Here is an 18908-nt window from a genome sequence, read left to right as displayed (position 1 = left end):
GTTTTTTTACAAATCTGTATTATGAGCATTATTGAAGCAATTATTATAGCGATTGTTGAAGGACTTACCGAATACTTACCTGTTTCCTCTACGGGACATATGATTATCACCAGCTCGTTTATGGGCATCGAAAAGGACGAGTTCACCAAGCTGTTTGAAGTAGCAATTCAGCTGGGCGCCATTATGGCCGTAGTAGTTTTATACTGGAGAAAATTCTTTGACTTTAGCCGCTGGCAGTTTTATGTGAAGCTGATAATAGGTGTCATTCCGGCACTGATATTAGGTGCATTATTCTCCGATAAAATTGATGCCATGCTGGAAAGTCCTACCACCGTGGCCGTATCTTTATTGCTGGGCGGTGTTGTGTTATTATTTATTGATAAAGCTTTTAATCACCCCACGATCCATAGCGAAAATGAAATCACTTATAAACGCGCCTTTCTAACAGGTCTTTGGCAGTGTATTGCCATGATTCCCGGTGTAAGCCGCAGTGCCGCTTCTATTATAGGTGGTATGCAACAAAAGTTTACCCGCAATATTGCAGCTGAGTTTTCCTTCTTTCTTGCAGTTCCTACCATGGCGGCCGCCACTTTATACTCTTTATTCCTGAAAAAATGGAGCGATGGCACCATCAAAGGGTACGAACTGATTTTACAGTCTCAGGATAATACGATTGCTTTTATCATTGGAAATGTAGTAGCTTTTGTAGTATCTATTATTGCTATTAAGTTTTTCATTAACTATCTGAAGAAATACGGCTTTAAGATATTTGGCTGGTATCGTATCATTGTAGGAGTTATTTTATTAGTACTGATTTATCAGGGTATCATCGGTTGATGAAAAAGCTTGCTATTATAACCGACTCCGCATAATTGTTTATTTTTAGTAAATGACAGAAGGAAAAGTTATTACAACTTCCAAGAAAGTTACGAATGGCTGGGCCATGTACGATTGGGCCAACAGCGTTTACAATCTTGTTATCACTACTACTTTTTTTCCTATTTACTTTCTAGCCGTTACAGGAAGCAATGACCAAGAGCATAAAGTAACTTTTCTGGGTAGGGAATTTGTCAATTCTTCTCTCTACGATTACATACTGGCGGTAGCCTATCTAATTATCGCCATTTTGTATCCTATTCTTACTTCTATTGCAGATACAAGAGGTAATAAGAAAAACTTTATGCGCTTTTTCTGTTATATGGGCGCAATAGGATGTAGCGCATTGTTCTTTTTTAAATCAGATACACTGCTGTTAGGCGTTATTGCATTTATGATGGCAGCCATGGGATATGTAGGCAGTCTGGTATTCTACAACGCTTATCTGCCCGAAATTGCAGCACCTGAAGATAGGGACCGCATTAGTGCCAAAGGTTATGCTTACGGATATATAGGCAGTGTATTAATGCAGATTGTGGGATTTGTATTGGTAATGACGATGAGCGATCCGGGACTCGCCACGCGCATCACTTTTTTATTGGTGGGTATTTGGTGGTTTGCATTTGCACAAATCACTTTTGCTGCATTACCCCAATCCAATGTTGTACAGACTAAAAAAGGTAATGTCATTCAGGAAGGGTTTCAAGAAATGAAAAAAGTGTATGACCAAGTCAAACACATGCCCATACTGAAACGCTTTCTGCGCGGCTTTTTTTTCTATAGCATGGGGGTACAAACCGTAATGCTGGCTGCTACTATATTCGGAAGCAAATTGCTGGGACTACCCGATACAAAACTGATCGTTACCGTTGTACTCATTCAGTTGGTAGCCATACTGGGAGCTTGGGGTATGTCACGTCTTTCGGCAATTTACGGCAACCTAAAAGTGCTCATGGGCGTAATCGTATTCTGGATTATTATCTGTATACTGGCGTATTACACAGCAGGTGTCGCCGAAAAAGGGATCAATGCCGAATATCATTTTTACATCTTGGCCCTACTAGTAGGCTTGGTTATGGGGGGCATTCAATCCTTAAGCCGATCAACCTATTCCAAGCTTATGCCCGATACAAAAGATACTGCATCATTTTTCAGTTACTACGATCTTACCGAAAAACTGGCTATCGTAATTGGTATTTTTACATTTGGCCGTATTGAAGAAATCACGGGCACGATGAAAAACTCAGTATTATCACTCATCGTTTTCTTTGCAATAGGACTAGTATGGCTGTACTCGGCCCTATATAAGCAAAAACAAACTCAAACAGCCTAATGGCTACCATCAATCTTTTGTAACTTTATTCCAGCATCAATTATTATCTGAATAAATCAGTCCGGAAAATTTAAACCCAATACATTGAAACTTTATTCTATCAATCACGGATATTTCAAGCTGGATGGAGGTGCTATGTTTGGCGTTGTTCCTAAAAGCATTTGGAACAAACTCAACTCTGCCGACGAAAACAATATGTGCACTTGGGCTATGCGTTCTTTGTTAATAGAAGATGGTGAGCGCCTCATATTAGTGGATGCCGGTATGGGTGATAAACAAAGTGAAAAGTTTTTCAGCTTTTATTATTTACATGGAGATGATTCGCTGGACAAAGGCCTTGCGGCACACGGCTTCCACCGTGATGATATAACCGATGTTTTTCTAACACACTTGCATTTTGATCATTGTGGCGGTGCGATTAAAAAAGAAGGCGAACAACTAATACCTGCATTCAAAAACGCAACTTTCTGGAGTAATGAGCGCCATTGGAAGTGGGCTACCGAACCCAATCCACGCGAGAAAGCTTCTTTTCTCAAAGAAAATATACTGCCTATACAAGAAAGTGGTCGATTACAATTTGTAAACGACAGAAAGGATCAACAAAATGCATTAGCCCTCGCTCATTTTACCAAGCAGGTGCAGGTGCGTTTTGCAGATGGACATACCGACTCCATGATGTTGCCCCAGTTGGAATATAAGGGAAAGACTATTGTGTTTATGGCAGACCTGTTGCCTTCGATAGGCCATATTCCGCTTCCTTATGTAATGTCATATGATACTAGGCCGTTGCTTTCAATGATGGAGAAAGAGGTTTTTCTGAAGGAAGCTTTAGAGCGCGAGTATATTCTTTTCTTTGAGCACGACCCTGTAAATGAATGTTGTACCCTTACTCAAACTGAAAAAGGTATCAGAGCAAAAGAAATCTTCCGGTTATCGGATATATAAAAAAATACCCGCCTTATGTAGGCGGGTAAATATATCTTCACTTAAAAGTATCGTTCGCTTACTTTACGTTAAAGCTCACTTTATAATCTCCCCAAAGCAGTGTTACTACTCCTTCCTTACTGATAGTAAAGGTGAGTGTTTCTGCAAAAGATTCCGCTTTTTGAGAAGTAACGTGAACACGTAAAGCATCATCAGCCTGTTTGTACTTAAACGCACCAAACTGATCCCATGTTTTATTGAAGATAATGGTCCAATCATCGCCATCTACCAAAGTAAACAATGCATATTTACCCGCCGGCAATGCTTTGCCCTCGACGGTAACATCTTTGCTTACTTCGAATACAGTAGCCTTATTAGCTCCAGTACGCCATACCTGACCGGGAAGTGGTTCCAAATCTTTGCCAATAGTTCTACCTCTTACTGAAGGACGGCTGTAATTAATAGTAATTACCGTACCATTACTCAGTTCCTCACTCACAGTAGCAGGCGGGCTTTTGGGTGCCGGTGCATTCTGTTTTTCTTGAGCATTTACGAAAAACAGTGCAACTAGACCGAATATCAATAAAACTAACTTTTTCATACGCTTAAATTTAAACAGGTTGACTAAAACAGGCCTTCAGATTTTTTAAAAATAAACAAATACGGCCATTTTTTCTTCAACCAAAGAGTACAAATAGTCTGCCAAAGACGTAATATGGCCGGGCTAAAAGCAGCTGCTGTCTTATTTTACAGCTGTAATCTCAAAGTTGATATTTACTTCGGGTCTGATAAATTTATCACCTAAAGATTTATCATTACCGTATGTTAAATTCCACTGAGTACGGTCGATATTGAAGTTTGCCTTAGCAGAAACAGATGTAGGAGTTACATTAATAATAGCCGGGAAGGATACATTCTTAGTAACATCTTTCAGAGTTAAGTTACCTTTAATGATATTAGTGGCTCCTTCCAGCACCAATGCGTTAGTACTATCTGCAACATAATCTTCTACAGCTGTAATTTCAAAAGTAGCTGTAGGAAATTTTTCGGCATCCAGAAAATCAGCAGACAATAAATGTCCTTTTAAATTAGTAGTACCGGTAGTATCTGCATCGGTAATAACAAGACTGTTGATATCAAACACCAGTCTACCACCGCTTACACCAGTACCGTCTTTTACAAAGATTTCACCTTCTTTTACCAAGAATTTACCGGAGTGAGCTCCTACGGGTTTTGTCCCTATGAAGTTTACAGACTGAGTAGTATCTACCTTATAGGCCTCGCCTTCTGCAGCAGCAACATCCTGAACATCTTCGGTTTTAGCCTCATCGGCTTTGGGGGCAGAATTACAAGAAGCAAATACAATAGCAGCAATAATAGGTAATGCAAATATTTTCTTCATACACAATTTGTTTTTTTGTTTACTATGATTTTTTATTAAAAGGTAATAACAAGGGACGATGAAAAATGTTCAATTACTGAATATATAAAAAATTCCGATTTAAGCGATTATTACTCCAAATCGGAATTTTTAAATCTATTAATGCAAATCTTAAAAACTTGTTATCAACGAGTTACTGGCATTAAAGACTTTCCATTTCTGCTTTTACAAAATTCATCAACTCTTTAATATAGGCCGGCGATAAATCAAATTTTAGACCGGCTGCTTCAAAAAGCTGTGGTAAAGGACGGGTGCCTCCTAAGCTCAGCCCCTGAATATAGTTTTGCAAAGCAAGTTGCTTGTCCTTCTTAAACTGCTGCCATAACCCAATAGCTCCTAACTGTGCAATACCATATTCAATATAGTAGAAAGGCACTTCAAATAAATGCAGTTGCCTTTGCCAACTGTATTGTCTGTAAGACTCTAAGCCGCTTACATCCAAACTTTCGGGAGTAAACTCATCGAGAATACGCACCCATTGCTGCATTCTTTCCTCATGAGTGTGCTGAGGGTTTTCATACACCCAGTGTTGGAATTTATCAATAGTAGCAATCCATGGGAAAACGGTAATAACTCTTTCCAATTGCTGTTCCATGGCTCTTTTCAGCTCCTCTTCTTTATCAAAAAATACATTCCATTCACTCATACTAAACAGCTCCATACTCATACTCGCGACCTCGGCAAACTCGGTAGGATATTCTTTAAATCCGGTCAACGGTAAGGAATGAGAAAGGAAAGAATGCACGGCATGCCCGCCTTCGTGTACCATTGTCACCACATCATTCAATGTTCCGGCCGCATTCATAAAGATGAAAGGTGCACCGGTTTCTGCCAGCGGACAGTTATAGCCTCCGGGAGCTTTACCCTTGCGGCTTTCTAGATCCAGCCTTTTCAGCTCGTCCATCTTCTTGAGGCAATCGCCAAAAAACGGATTCAATTTATTAAAACAGCTGATGGTTTTTTCGAGCAACTCTTTACCGGAGGTAAATGGCTTTAATGGTGTAACACCTGCAGGCTCGGCATCCACATCCCAAGGACGCAAGGTGTCTACCCCTAATTTGGCTCTTTTCTTTTTGTAGATCTCATCTACGATAGGCAGTACGTGCTGCTTTACCGCTTCGTGAAACTGAAAACAGTGCTCTTTGGTGTAATCAAAGCGGGCCAGCTCAACAAAGCGATAGTCGCGATAATTGTCATAACCCGCATTCAAAGCCACCTGATGCCTTTTCTTAAGCAATGAATCGTATAGAGCATTCAATGCATCTTTGTCGGCCAACCTTCTTTCCGCAATTTTACGATATACTTCTTCCCGTAGATTTCTGTCCGGATCTTCCAGAAACTTGGCAGCCTGCTGCAAAGTATACTCATTCCCTCTTACCGTTACGGTCATCTTACCGCTGATAACTCCGAATTGTTGCGCCTCGACAGCTAATTCTGAGTGTAGAGGAATATTTTCTTCGCGGAAGAGATCGATATTCTTTTTTACATTTCTCAGATAGGTAACATGAGCAGGATCCTTCAGCTCTTTAGTAAACGAACAATTTATTAGCTTACGGTTCAGCTGATCGGAGTAGGGTTGCATCTTGGGCTGGATTTCCATCATAAAATAATTGAAACTCTCAGCCAACTGCGGATTTTCGGTATCACAAGTCATTTTAATCTGTCTCCAGCAGGCCTCTTCACTTACTACAGCTTCCAACTCGCTTAAGTCTTTCAACCACTGCTCCAGTTCCTGTAAGGAATTAAGAGGCCGCTCCAGAAGTTCTTTAAAATAGGGTTCAAGCGCATTCCAGTCAGTAATGCTGAAATCCGCTGGTAAAAAATGTCTTGGAATAGGCTGTATATCTGCTGTCATAATTTAATTAGAGTTTCTTTACAAAGAAAGTCTGTAATCGGAAAGATGAAGCTCGTTCCTCACTACAGACTTTCGACTTATCGCACTATAAAAAATACTATTCAGATTTTTTCTTAGCTGCTGCTTTCTTCTTAGCAGGTGCTTTTTTAGGAGCCGCGCTTTTTTCATCTGCATCGGAAGCTTCTGCCGCTTTTTTTGCAGCCGCTTTTTTGGGTGCTGCTTTTTTCTTTTCTTTTACCGGTTCTTCAGCCGCTTTTGTTTCGGCAGCTGCCGCCTGAGATGCCTCTTCTTGGGGTTCCTCAGCTGATTCATCCAACTGGGTGAGTTTTATTTCTACATTATTGCTTTTCAAGATATCGAACCACTTTACAATTTTCTTCATGTCGCTGTTGTAAACGCGGTCGAAATCCATATCGGGATACACTTTTTCAAAGTAAGCACGGAGTGCTTTGGCATCTTTTACATCAGGCAAGGGACTTCCGTCCTTTTCCATTGCGTTAAACACTTCTACCAAATTCACATTCTCCCCTTTAGTATAGATTTCAATACTCTCCAAGTGTGAAAACTGGTGAATACGGGCAGATGCAAACTTGGTAGTCTTGTCCTGTAAAGAGCGTACAATAGCTCCGTCCTGTTTACTACTTATCAACTCATACAGGCCTGGTAACCCTGTAACCGCAACTAACTTGTTATACTCCATAATTAAAATAAAACGTTGAATGGCGCAAGATAAATATTTATTGCATTATGGCCGATATTTTAATTTTTATCTTCTACCTTGAGCCAGAATATATTAAAATCTTACATAATAATTAAAAATTGTATTTTAACAGTTTATATTGCATTTTATGACAGAAAAACGAAAGTTTACGTGGATTTCATCGTCCAACTGAGCTAATAATAATTTTTTTTATGAGGATTCTTGGACTTATATCTTCTTTATTGTTTTTTGTAACGATTTGCCAGGCACAGACCATTAAAGGAACACTTATGGACCCGGTAGAAGGGGTCGTTGTAAGAAATGCAACCGTAAAACTGCTTAACCCATTGGATAGCAATACTATAAAAAGTACGCTTTCCGACACTTCCGGAACTTTTATTTTCAACAATATTGAAAAAGGAAATTATTTACTGCACGCTACATCGGTAGGTTTTGAACCGCTTTTTATGTCGCTGGCATTAACCGACGAAAAACCGGCTCTCGATTTAGACGACGTATATATACCCAAGAAAACTACCACCTTAGAAGGTGTTGTAGTGGTAGCTTCGGCACCTGCCGTATCTCAGAAAGGAGATACTACACAATTCAGCGCCAGTCATTTTAAGGTAAACCCCGATGCGACAGTAGAAGACCTGATTAAAAAAATGCCGGGAATTACCGTAGACCGAAGCGGGAATGTAACAGCACAGGGAGAACAGGTAAGAAAAGTAACTGTAGACGGAAAGGAATTCTTCGGTGACGATGCCACAATGGCTCTAAGAAATCTTCCTGCAGAAGTGATTGACAAAATTCAGGTGTTTGACAGACTGAGCGACCAAGCCCAGCTTACCGGCTTTGATGACGGTAACTCAATGAGAGCCATTAACATAGTTACCAAAGGTGGCGTCAGCAACAATGGGCAGTTTGGTCGTATTTATGCCGGTTATGGTACCGACCAACGTTACCAGGCAGGAGGTAATGTAAGCTTCTTTAACGGAGATCGCCGTATCTCTCTGGTAGGTAATTTCAACAATGTGAACCAACAAAACTTTGCCACACAGGATTTACTGGGCGTTACGAGTAGTGGGCGTGGTGGAGGCTTTGGAGGCGGTCGAGGAGGTGGAGGCTTTGGAGGTGGCTTCGGTGGATTTGGTAGCGCCGGCAATTTTATGGTAGGTGTACAACCAGGCATCAATAAAACCAACGCCTTTGGTATTAACTATGGCGATAAATGGGGCAAAAAAATTGATGTGTCTGCCAGCTATTTCTTCAACAATAGTAATACCCTGAATGAATCTTCTACATTTGGACAAACTACTATCAGCCCCGACTCTGTACTATATACCGGTAACAAATATATTAGTAATGCCAATAATAATAACCACCGGTTTAACATGCGATTGGAATATAAAATAGACTCCAACAATACTATTTTTATTATTCCGTCTCTCAACTTTCAAAACAACAACTCGGCTTCTGAAAACTCTAGCTACTCTTATTATGATCAGACCGACTCTATTAATAACGCGGCCGGTAGAAACAGCTCTCACCGCAACGGGTACAATATCAATAATAATATTATGTACCGAAGAGCGTTTGCTAAAAGAGGCCGTACTTTGGCTGTAAGCTTACAAACTTCTTGGAACAAAAACGATGGGTACTCATACAACTATAACCAACTAAGATATTATCAGCCTGTATTAACTGACTCGCTACTGGACCAATATCGCTACAATAATACAAATGGTTCGAGAATTTCAGGGAGAATCTCCTATACCGAACCCGTAGGTAAAGAAGGACAGTTTGAGTTTCAGGTAGAACGTCAGGTACAGAAAAATAATGCAGATCAGCGTACTTATGATTTCGATGGTACTGCATACACCATTTTCCAGCCAGAATTTTCCAACGAGTTTGACAATACCATTTCCACCAACAGAGGAGAACTCAACTATCGTTTAGGACGTAGTAGAGATAATCAAATATCTGTGGGAGTTGAATTCCAAAATTCGAAACTGGAGAGCGATCGCATATTTCCTACAGCCACCTCTGTAAATCAAGAATTTAATGCAATATTGCCCAATATGCGGCTGATGAAAAAGGTAGGAGCCAACAGTAATATTAGAATTTTCTATCGAGCTAGAACCGACTTCCCATCCATTTCACAATTACAGGATGTAGTAACCATTTCCAGCTCCAACCTGAATGTAAGTACTGGAAACCCCGCCTTGAAACAATCGTATACACATTTCGGTTCTTTCAGGTATTCCTATACAAACAGAAGAACCAATAATAGCTTCTTCGCCAATATATTCGGGCAAATTACCAATAACTACATCACTACCGCTACTTATATTCCTAGAGCAGACTCTGTAATTCAGGATGGAATTGTAGTGAAACGAGGATCGCAGTTCTCAAAACCAATAAACCTTAACGGTTATAAGCAGATAAGCTCCTATTTTGTATATAGTTTCCCTATATCTGCTTTAAAATCCAATATCAATCTTAATGCAGGCGTTAATTATACCGACCGTCCGGGACTGATTAACTATTTGGAAACTAAAACCACCACTACCGCTATAAATGGAGGGGCTGTGTGGAGCAGTAATATCAGTGAGTACATAGACTTTAATCTTTCGTACAATGCCAATTTCAATAACACTAAAAGTACTGCCAATAATACCAACAACCGTTATGTGAATCAGCAGGGTGGTGTATTCGTAAACCTACTGAGCAAAAACGGCTGGTTTATTCAAAATGATGTAAACTATCAAAGTTATACCGGTCTTTCTCAAGGCTTGAATCAGTCGTTTTGGCTGTGGAATGCAGCAGTGGGTAAGAAATTCCTGAAAAATAACGCCGCAGAGTTGAAACTTTCAGTATTCGATCTTCTCAAACAAAATCAGAGCATATCAAGAACCATCAATGCTAACTATATCGAGGATGCCCAAAGCAGAGTACTGCAACAGTATTTTATGCTTACCTTTACGTATAGTTTAAGAAATTTTGGAAAAGGAAGATCTTCTTCCAACAATACTATGGGAGACAGACCGGACTGGAGACAAGGACCTCCGCCCGGAATGATGCCCGGAGGGATGAGACATGGACCAATGTTTTAAGGGTTAACTGATTAAAAGGTTAAAAAAATGTAGTAATATCGCTGCCAAATAATCAAAACTTGGTGAGCGAACAAATACTAATTGAGGAGCTTAAGCGAGGAAGCAATGAGGCTTTTAAGACTATTGTAGACACTTACCAAGATATGATCTACAATACCTGCCTTAGCATCGTGAAAAATGAAGAAGATGCCGAAGATTTAGCTCAGGAGGTATTTGTACAGGTATACCAATCCATACATACCTTCAAGGGAGAGTCGAAGCTCTCCACCTGGTTATATAGGATTGCTACCACAAAATCGCTGGATCACGAACGTAAGAAAAAGAGAAAAAAACGGTTTGGATTTATAAAAAGTATTTTCGGAGAAGATGCACAAGTAGAGGTAAACCCTCCGGATTTCAATCATCCGGGCATATTGCTTGACAAAAAAGAAAAGGCCACAGCATTGTTCAAAGCCGTAGATAAATTGCCTGAAAATCAGCGAATTGCGTTTATACTAAGTAAAATTGAAGGATTAAGTTATCAGGAAATCAGTGAAGTAATGGAAACAACCGTTTCGGCAGTAGAATCGCTGCTTCACCGTGCCAAAAACAATCTAAGAAAGATATTAGAAAACAGTAACCAGTGATAACAGACAGAAAATATTAAAAACGACGTCAAATAGCGTATGAAAACATCAGAAATAGAAGAAATATTAAACAGCTTTGACGGCATTACGCGTGCAAAAGCCAAACCCTTTATGTATACAAGGGTTATGGCTCGGCTTCAGGAGGAAAACAGTTTCTGGAGCAGGACAACACGTATTTTAAGTAGGCCGGCCATCGCATTTATTAGTTTAGTTATTATTGTTCTGATTAATGTTTTTTCTATTATCAAAGCCAACAGTATTGTAAACGAGCAGGAGGAGATAACATCATTTGTACATAATACTTCCGCCGTCGAGGTATTACAAAATGATAATTTTATATTAGCAGTAAACGACGTTAATACGTATTAATGAATAATAATCGTTCAAAAAATAAGGTACTTGTTTTTATCATCTTACTGCTCCTGATTACCAATTTTGCAGTACTAGGGTACTTTTTATTCTTCAGAACTGGCAAAGCCCCTGAAAAGAATAAGTTCAGAGACTTTACCGCAGTCCTGCAAAAAGAAGTAGGTTTTAATGATCAGCAAGTGGCTCAGTTTAATGAATTAAAGAAGGGACACTGGCAGCAAGCTTTGGATAAAATGCAGGAAATCATACAAATTAAGAACACCATTTTTGAACTTTCCAAGCAGGACAATACTCCCGACTCGATAATTGAAAGGCTGGCCGATTCCATCGGCACACTACAAAGAGAAGTGGAAATCAACGTCTACAAACATGTAGTTGCCACCCGAAAAATTTGTACTGCTGACCAAGTACCTGCTTATGACTCATTAATTAAAAGGATTATAAACAGAGGCCGCATGGGAAGACCCAGTGAAGCACCACATCGGGAATCAGAAAAATAACAATGCAACCTTTGGGAGATTTTTTCTTCTTACAATAAAGGCTTAAGATGAAAAGCAAAGCATTTATTCCGGTATTGGTTCTGATATTCACTATTTGGGGAACAACTGCATTTGCTCAGAAAAATAATGATAGCAAGAAAATCAAAGAGAAGGTAGATAAAACCCTCACTCAATTGGACGAACACCTGAAGCTAGAAAAGTCTAAGCGTAATGCAGTAGAGGGTATTTTTACAGAATTTTACACCAAACAGCAGCAACTCAAGAATAATATACAGGGACCGGCATCCGGATTAGGACAGGGTTTAACCAGCCAGAATTTTCAAAGCATTCGTAAACAAAACGAAACCCTAGTGAATCAAAGAGATGCACAATTGAAAAAAGAGCTCTCCGAAGGTCAATATAAAAAATGGAAGACCGAAGTAGAGCCTACTTTACGTTTTGGCCGGAAAAAATAAATCTAACGTATTTGCAGCAAATGCAGGATATCAGTTCCAACTAAACTTTCGTGCTCTTGTACAATCGCAAGGCGCTGGCTATCTTTTGCCCATACTATCGTATAAATTTCTCTCTCCGGGATATTAATTTTTGCTCGTCGCATCGTTATGAGGTTCAACAAAAAAGCCTCTTTCCCTTCTGTTATATACACCATATATGTTCCATTGGGACTTAAATAACTTTTTACATAATTATGCTGTAATGGAGTGCGGCGTATTAGTCGATTATCTTTATAAGTCTGTACATACACGGTGTCTTCGGGCAGTAGGAGCTCGTCATCAAGAAATATAATTTCATTTTTATCGTTAAACCCAATTTTATTATCCAAAAGCGTGAACCTGCGAATACCAAAGTCTTGCAAAGTATCCTTCTCTGTCAATAGCAGATGTAAATACTCGTTGGCCATGCCTCTCCCTGTATCTGTAGGGCTGTACAAAGTATAAGCGAGTTGATTGTTGATAAGATAAGCTTCACCCATTAACTCATATAACCGATATTTAATACCGGGCAGACGAATAATGGATGTTTTTTTAGTTTGTAGATCTACCTGGTTGAAAGAAATGCCCGCTCCATAAGGACCATTGACTTTTGTGCCTATTTTATAAACCACTTTCATTGAATCGAGGAAGAAAGGGTCCATTAAGTAATTATTGCTCAACGGCTTGGCTACTGCTTCTGCATGCTGTGCGGATTTATCAAAGACTTTAATTTCATTGCCCTGGTATGCTTCGGCATATAAAGGGTCGCCTTTCTTCAAAGTTTTTACCTGATAAGCATAGGCAATTTTTTTATCATCCTTTGAATATGCAGGATCCCATCCGTAATCTATTAATGTTAGTTTTTTGTTTTTATCCAGAATGCAGATCACGGGGTCGTAGAACCGATCGGACGTGCCGGCAGATAGATAATTCTTGAACACCCCTCTAAAAAATGAAGATGCTTGCACAGTACTATCTTTTCCACTTAACCGGCGTACAAAAGCCACTTCAGCATTGGAATGCGCAATTGTCGGATTCAAAATATAATAGCCTTGCTGATACCATTGCCACAGGATTTCGACTCTTGGTGTTTGCGCCTGCACAGATACCGACCACAACAACGCCAACACATAAACGTAAAATTTCATCGTAAATATTTGCAATTCAGTATTAAAAACGAAAAAACAGGGAAAATATTATCCTCCTTTTATTATAAAGACGTTTTTATGCCATTCAACGTTTAATATGAATTGACTTTTAACATTTAAGGCACTTATAAGATATAATAAACATAAAAAGCCGCCCCTTATGGGGCGACTTAAACGTAGCATCAAACATTTGCTACCAATAGCTATGCATCACAAAAAATCCTAAAGCGTTATTTATCGGATCACAAAGCCACCCTTAGGTTGTATTTCTATTTTCACCTGACCGTTTTTTCCTACAGTAAGTGGTTTTATGAATGTGTTGCCATCCCTGTCGTCGTTTATAATAGTGTATTTACCATTAGGTGTTAATGGCAACTGCAGCGTGAGGGTTTTAGTTTGCTCCTCGGCATTTACACCGGCTATATACCATTTGTTTTTATGACGACGAGCAATTACCACATATTTTCCGGGATAACCATCTAGATATAACGTTTCATCCCAAGTAGTAGGCACTTCCTTCATAAAATCGATTTCGAAGGACGGTACATCGGTAAGATTATTAGGTGTAAGTCCAAAATTTTGTACAGGATTCTGAAACAACACTGCAGTTGCAAGTTGAAAGCCATCGGTGGTAAGACGTTTGTTGCGATTTTTATTTTCTCTTACTAAATATTTGTTCAGCAACACCCCGCCATACTCCATGCTACCCACCGTATTTCTGATAAACGGATGCAGCGTAGCAAAGAAAGCTTCAGCTTCTCTCACCCCTTGTGAGAAGATGAGCATTTCAGAAGCGATTACGGCTTCGCTGCCCACATAGTTGGGAAACATTCTCTCCCATCCGCGAGGCAGTGTACATCCGTGGAAAATAATCATCAGCCCATAATCATTAGCATCGGAAAGAATATCTTCATAAAGCCGCATGGTTTCCTGCTTATCGCCTCCGAAGAAGTCAACCTTCAACCCTTTCACACCTACCTCACGAAGCCATTGCATTTCTTGCTTTCTTTCTATAGATGTATTCATTCTGTTTCTTGGTCCTTGTGGAGCGTCATTAAAAGCACCGTTAGAATTATACCAGAGAAATACACCTACATTTTTAGAACGAGCATAATTGATCAACTCTTTCATTTTTTCCTTGCCCAAATTCGTATCCCATAAAGCATCAATCAATATATACTCATAGCCCAGTGCTGCGGCAAGGTCGATATATTTTACCTGGTCCACATAATTCATACTGTTATCCTGCCATACGATCCAGCTCCAGGTAGAGCGGCCATACTCGTATTTACGTGATGGTTCATAAAGTGGATCTACTACATCAAAAGGAATAGTGGTTTCTACAATAGGCTTCAGATTGGCTCCTACCGTAATGGTACGCCAAGGTGTAACACCGGGTAGCCCTACTGCAGCTCCTGTGGATCCGAATCCGTTGTTCTGACGCATATCAGGGAAAGCGACGGTATATACGGTATCCTCTGTAGGATCGCTAAGATGAGAGGCACAATACAAGCTGCGTACTCCGGTTTCGGAAACCAGCACCCAGCCATCGTTTCCTATCTTAAATAAGGCAGGAAAAACATACCCCTGATTATTGCGTGTCTTTTTACCTAATGGAGCATCCGCTTCATAACCGCTTTCGTAGCTAGGTGCTGTTCTTGCAAATCCCGTCATAGGAGACATCATGGATGAAAGAAAACTTGTTGCATAAGAAGGGAATTTAAAGCCTGTAGCTTCTTTTTCTACCACACAGCTCCTGCGTTCACCCCATGTAGGCAGTTCATAACGGAAAGCAATATCATTATTGCTCACTTGAAATCTTACAGAAATTTGATGGCCTTTAGCATTTTCGAAAGTACATGTGAGTACATTGGCCTGATAATCTATCTCAGATTTTTTGATTTTATCCTGATGATATTTTTTCGATACAACATCCTCCTTCTGGCTTACCCATTTCATATTGGTTGAAAAATCTCCTTCATTGGTAATTAAACCCAGAGGAGATGGCTGCAGCATCTGCTTATCATTATAAAAAACACTATACACAGGCTTTCCCTCTACTACAGCTACTTCAACCTTTAGCCGTTTATCGGGACTGAGCACTGCAGATGATTGTGCAATGCAAGTAGTTAGAAACAATAAAAAAGATGCAGAGAATACTATTTTTTTAAACATGGGTGCTTTGTTATTTTATCAGTAAACACTAAATATTTTTTATTCAGATACCATCCACCAATCAAAGTAGGCAATACGACCTCTTTTATTTTCACCACGGAATACAAAATAAACATCGTGTATGCCACTTACTTTATCTAGATTGGTCGAAAGTACTCGCCAACGATCATCACCTCCTGTGTAAGGAATATCGAGACTCGCAAGCAATGTTCCATCCACACTTCCCAGTCGCACCTCCATTTTAACACCTCCATTATGAGTGCTACCTACTCTTGCAGTAAACTTTGACGCTCCTTTTCTGAAATCCACTTCGCGCACTTTGATATATGCCCCATCTCTCATAGCGTTGACAAAAACACCTACTACATCGTTTTGAGTGGCCTTGATGCCTTCAGAGAAAGCGATGGTTTCTGCTTCTGTTTTCTGGAAAGGATTTAGCGGCTTTAAAGCCTTTTTAATACCTTCTGTCATGCGCATGGGCTTAATGGTGCCGTCTTTGTTGAACGCTACTTCTTCCACAGCTACGGAACGATTGAAACCTCCACCACCCGGCAATGCTCCATTATGATAGAAAAAGTAGGTTTTGCCCTTATAGTCTACAATGCCTGGATGATTGGTAAAACTTCTTCCTTCGGTAGGCATTAAGGTTCCTTGATACTTCCAAGGGCCTATAGGAGTATTACTCGTAGAATAGCCGATATGTTCCGGAATAGGACCGCCGGCCCAAAGGAGATAGTATAAATCGTTTCGTTTGTACAGCCACGGACCTTCTTCGTATAGAGTCGGACGATCTTTTACATTTCCGTCGCGTTTACCGAAAGCTGCTTCCACCATAGGAACTTTCACAATCTCTCCCGAGTAAGAGATCATATCCTCATTGAGCTTTACATAATAGCAAAACGGATTGCCCCAATAGAGGTAAGCTTGTCCATCATCATCAATAAAAACAGTAGGATCGATATCGCCCCATTCGCTCTGTACTAAAGGCTTTCCTAACGGATCATAGAATGGTCCATAAGGACTATCGGATACTGCTACCCCTATTGCAGAACGATTGCTTCTGCGATCTTTAACCGGAGCATAGAGATAAAACTTTCCATTGCGTTGTACAACCTGTATAGCCCAGGCGTCTCCAATTCCCCATTCAAATGTTTTATAACTAGCAATAACACCATGATCCGTCCAGTTCACCATATCCTCTGTAGTATATAGCTTCCAGTTATCCATCACAAACCAACTGGAGCTGTCTTCATCATGACTGGTATAGAGGTATAATTTATCCTGATATACCAGAGGTGCCGGATCGGCTGTATAGTTAGTTTGCACAATAGGGTTCTGCGCAAAAGACAGCTTTATCGAAAAGAATGCCAGAGCACACAGCGTCTTTTTAAAAAAACGATACTTCATACTGCAAATAAGTTTTCCGTCAGAGATTTCTTAACAAAAGATTTTTCATCCAATAAAACGGGGCTATCGCTGCGTCTAACTATAAGGGAGTTACATATCAGACGGCACCTAATAGCCCCGAATTATGATAATGTATTTATAAACTCAAGCTTAACCGTATTCCAATAAACTATGGAAGTATATCGTTGCCGCTTGTTGCGTATAAGCCAATCAGGTTTCCAGTAAAGCCTCCGGCGACATTAGTGGAAAGAATATCTCCTGATACGGTTCCTCCCAAATTCTGGAATGCGCCACCATTAACTGAATAATTGAATTTATAATCATCATGATCTGCTACAATCTGCAATTGCACCGGGTTTTTAACATCAATAGGTGCACTTGCAATAATGGTAGTTTGCGGAGCGTTGCCCGGACGTGGAGGTCCTTTTCTTTCTGTTCTTGCCAAAACAATATAATTTTCATTTCCTTTCTTAGTTATACCAAATACATAGTTGAAAGCTTCACTCTGGTAACATACCAAACCTGCCAGATCTTTTTCTGACTGTGGAGCGTACTTCAGTGTAGTGGTAACTTCAAAGCTGTTGTGTTGCTGTCTGTGGAATAATGCAGAAACAGGTTTTTGTGCTTTGATATTATTTTCAAAAGGATTAATTACCAATCCTCCCTGAGGGGCAATAGAGATAAAATTCTCACGCGGACCCCTCATGGCAATCCATCTATAGTCAAGATTAATATTTTTGAAGTGCTCCTCGATAGTAAAGTTGCCGTTGGGGAAATAACCGTCTTTACCGTTCAGATTCTTTACGCCGGCAGGAGTGGGCAATTTAGGTTTCAATGGAATTAAACCGTTTTCAAACACTGGAAATGTTCCACTCCAATCTACTGGTAAAATAAAAGTTTCTCTACCTGTATTTACACGTCCTTTATTGTTAGGACGGATCGCCAAGAATACACCATAATATTTTCCATCAGGACCTTCTACCAAATCAGCATGACCGGCCCATTCTACGCGATTCTTACGATCTTTACCCAGATAGCGTTGTGTGAGAATAGGATTATTAGGCGCCGGTTTATAGGGTCCTTTAGGATGATCGCTGATAAATATCACTTCACTGTGCCAATCAGCAGTACCACCTTCAGCACACATCAGATAATATTTTCCATTTTTCTTATAAATGTGCGGTGCTTCGATCCAAATAGGTTTCTGACTAAGATCCACTCCACCGTCCACAATAATTTTATCTGTACCTGGAATCACATCATCTTTTTCTACATCATACTCCCAAATTTTAATCACACGGTGACCGTTATACAACTCTTTCCCGGGATCAGGTGCATCATTATGTACTACGTAAGCTTTTCCATCATCATCAAAAAACAGAGAAGGGTCGATACCATTAAAGTTCAGTTTAATAACGTCGCCCCATCCCTTAAAGGGATCTTTTGTTTTTACTACCATATTGCCGATACCTCCGGCGATCTGAGTAGTAATCATATAAAAAGTTTCGTTATGCGGATTATAGGTGATCGCTGGTGCATAAATACCGGAAGACACCCCTGCGGTTTCAACCTTCAGTTGAGAAGGTCTATCCAACACATGACCAATTTGTTTCCAGTTAACCAGATCTTTTGAATGGAAAATAGGCACCCCTGGAAACATAGAGAAAGATGAAACAACTAGGAAATAGTCATCGCCTCTTCTCACGATGCTTGGGTCGGGATAGCATCCTTGTAAGATAGGGGTATAAAACTCATCCTCTTTCAAAGGATTTTCATTATAAACAGCATCGTTGCCCTTATAGACAAACTGTGTAAACACAGGAACATTGCCGGGTGTTGTTGCTTTCTTTTTAGACTTCTGCGCAACCACATTCAGGCACGCGGCAAACATCATCAACATCCAGAAGGTAAATTGTTTTGTGTATTTCATCGTTAATTATCAGTTTTTGTATTTTATTATAATGA

The 18908-nt window shown here is 39.9% G+C and carries 16 protein-coding genes; 8 read left to right on the top strand and 8 right to left on the bottom strand.

Annotated elements, in window-relative coordinates:
* Positions 1 to 21: 21 nt before the first annotated feature.
* The 3 genes from PIECOFPK_RS03600 to PIECOFPK_RS03590 all read left to right on the top strand — a co-directional run bounded on the left by PIECOFPK_RS03600 (position 22) and on the right by PIECOFPK_RS03590 (position 3154).
* Entirely contained in the window at positions 22 to 837 is an 816-nt protein-coding gene (locus tag PIECOFPK_RS03600; protein WP_409966531.1) for an undecaprenyl-diphosphate phosphatase, read from the top strand.
* A 52-nt stretch (positions 838 to 889) separates the two neighbouring features.
* A complete protein-coding gene (locus tag PIECOFPK_RS03595; RefSeq protein ID WP_409966530.1) occupies positions 890 to 2209 on the top strand; it encodes an MFS transporter in 1320 nt (439 codons plus the stop codon).
* An 84-nt stretch (positions 2210 to 2293) separates the two neighbouring features.
* Complete coding sequence (locus tag PIECOFPK_RS03590) at positions 2294 to 3154, top strand: MBL fold metallo-hydrolase (RefSeq protein ID WP_330975656.1); 861 nt, start codon at positions 2294 to 2296, stop codon at positions 3152 to 3154.
* Positions 3155 to 3212: 58 nt separating this feature from the next.
* Here the strand turns inward: PIECOFPK_RS03590 and PIECOFPK_RS03585 are convergent, their stop codons facing one another.
* From PIECOFPK_RS03585 to PIECOFPK_RS03570, 4 genes are all read right to left on the bottom strand, one after another.
* On the bottom strand, positions 3213 to 3734 hold the full coding sequence (locus tag PIECOFPK_RS03585; protein WP_330975655.1) for a DUF2911 domain-containing protein: 522 nt from the start codon (positions 3732 to 3734) through the stop codon (positions 3213 to 3215).
* Positions 3735 to 3875: 141 nt separating this feature from the next.
* On the bottom strand, positions 3876 to 4535 hold the full coding sequence (locus PIECOFPK_RS03580) for a YceI family protein (protein ID WP_330975654.1): 660 nt from the start codon (positions 4533 to 4535) through the stop codon (positions 3876 to 3878).
* Between the two features lie 181 nt (positions 4536 to 4716).
* Positions 4717 to 6429, bottom strand: a complete 1713-nt coding sequence (locus PIECOFPK_RS03575; RefSeq protein WP_330975653.1) for a M3 family oligoendopeptidase — start codon at positions 6427 to 6429, stop codon at positions 4717 to 4719.
* A gap of 97 nt (positions 6430 to 6526) precedes the next feature.
* Positions 6527 to 7129 (bottom strand): DUF5606 domain-containing protein, encoded by a 603-nt coding sequence (locus tag PIECOFPK_RS03570; RefSeq protein WP_330975652.1) that lies wholly within the window; start codon positions 7127 to 7129, stop codon positions 6527 to 6529.
* Positions 7130 to 7341: 212 nt separating this feature from the next.
* Between PIECOFPK_RS03570 and PIECOFPK_RS03565 the strand changes: the two genes are divergently transcribed.
* From PIECOFPK_RS03565 to PIECOFPK_RS03545, 5 genes are all read left to right on the top strand, one after another.
* Positions 7342 to 10245 (top strand): outer membrane beta-barrel protein, encoded by a 2904-nt coding sequence (locus tag PIECOFPK_RS03565; RefSeq protein WP_409966529.1) that lies wholly within the window; start codon positions 7342 to 7344, stop codon positions 10243 to 10245.
* 62 nt (positions 10246 to 10307) lie between these two features.
* Positions 10308 to 10871 (top strand): RNA polymerase sigma factor, encoded by a 564-nt coding sequence (locus tag PIECOFPK_RS03560; RefSeq protein WP_409966528.1) that lies wholly within the window; start codon positions 10308 to 10310, stop codon positions 10869 to 10871.
* A gap of 39 nt (positions 10872 to 10910) precedes the next feature.
* A complete protein-coding gene (locus PIECOFPK_RS03555) occupies positions 10911 to 11240 on the top strand; it encodes a hypothetical protein (protein WP_330975649.1) in 330 nt (109 codons plus the stop codon).
* The gene (locus PIECOFPK_RS03550) at positions 11240 to 11740 is read left to right on the top strand and encodes a hypothetical protein (RefSeq protein ID WP_409966527.1); all 501 of its coding nucleotides are present in this window, start codon (positions 11240 to 11242) and stop codon (positions 11738 to 11740) included. Before PIECOFPK_RS03555 ends, PIECOFPK_RS03550 begins: the two co-directional genes overlap by 1 nt.
* A gap of 47 nt (positions 11741 to 11787) precedes the next feature.
* Positions 11788 to 12195 (top strand): hypothetical protein, encoded by a 408-nt coding sequence (locus PIECOFPK_RS03545; protein WP_330975647.1) that lies wholly within the window; start codon positions 11788 to 11790, stop codon positions 12193 to 12195.
* A gap of 2 nt (positions 12196 to 12197) precedes the next feature.
* Here PIECOFPK_RS03545 and PIECOFPK_RS03540 read toward each other — a convergent pair whose 3' ends face one another.
* From PIECOFPK_RS03540 to PIECOFPK_RS03525, 4 genes are all read right to left on the bottom strand, one after another.
* On the bottom strand, positions 12198 to 13361 hold the full coding sequence (locus PIECOFPK_RS03540; protein ID WP_409966526.1) for a hypothetical protein: 1164 nt from the start codon (positions 13359 to 13361) through the stop codon (positions 12198 to 12200).
* A gap of 234 nt (positions 13362 to 13595) precedes the next feature.
* Entirely contained in the window at positions 13596 to 15536 is a 1941-nt protein-coding gene (locus tag PIECOFPK_RS03535; protein WP_409966525.1) for a glycoside hydrolase family 97 protein, read from the bottom strand.
* Positions 15537 to 15575: 39 nt separating this feature from the next.
* Positions 15576 to 16943 (bottom strand): glycoside hydrolase family 43 protein, encoded by a 1368-nt coding sequence (locus PIECOFPK_RS03530; RefSeq protein ID WP_330975644.1) that lies wholly within the window; start codon positions 16941 to 16943, stop codon positions 15576 to 15578.
* Between the two features lie 169 nt (positions 16944 to 17112).
* Positions 17113 to 18873, bottom strand: a complete 1761-nt coding sequence (locus tag PIECOFPK_RS03525) for a glycoside hydrolase family 43 protein (protein ID WP_409966524.1) — start codon at positions 18871 to 18873, stop codon at positions 17113 to 17115.
* Positions 18874 to 18908: the final 35 nt, after the last annotated feature.

Source organism: Chitinophagaceae bacterium C216, assembly GCA_028485475.2.
Taxonomy (GTDB): Bacteria; Bacteroidota; Bacteroidia; order Chitinophagales; family Chitinophagaceae; genus Niabella; species Niabella composti.
This window is presented reverse-complemented; position numbering and strand designations above follow the sequence as displayed.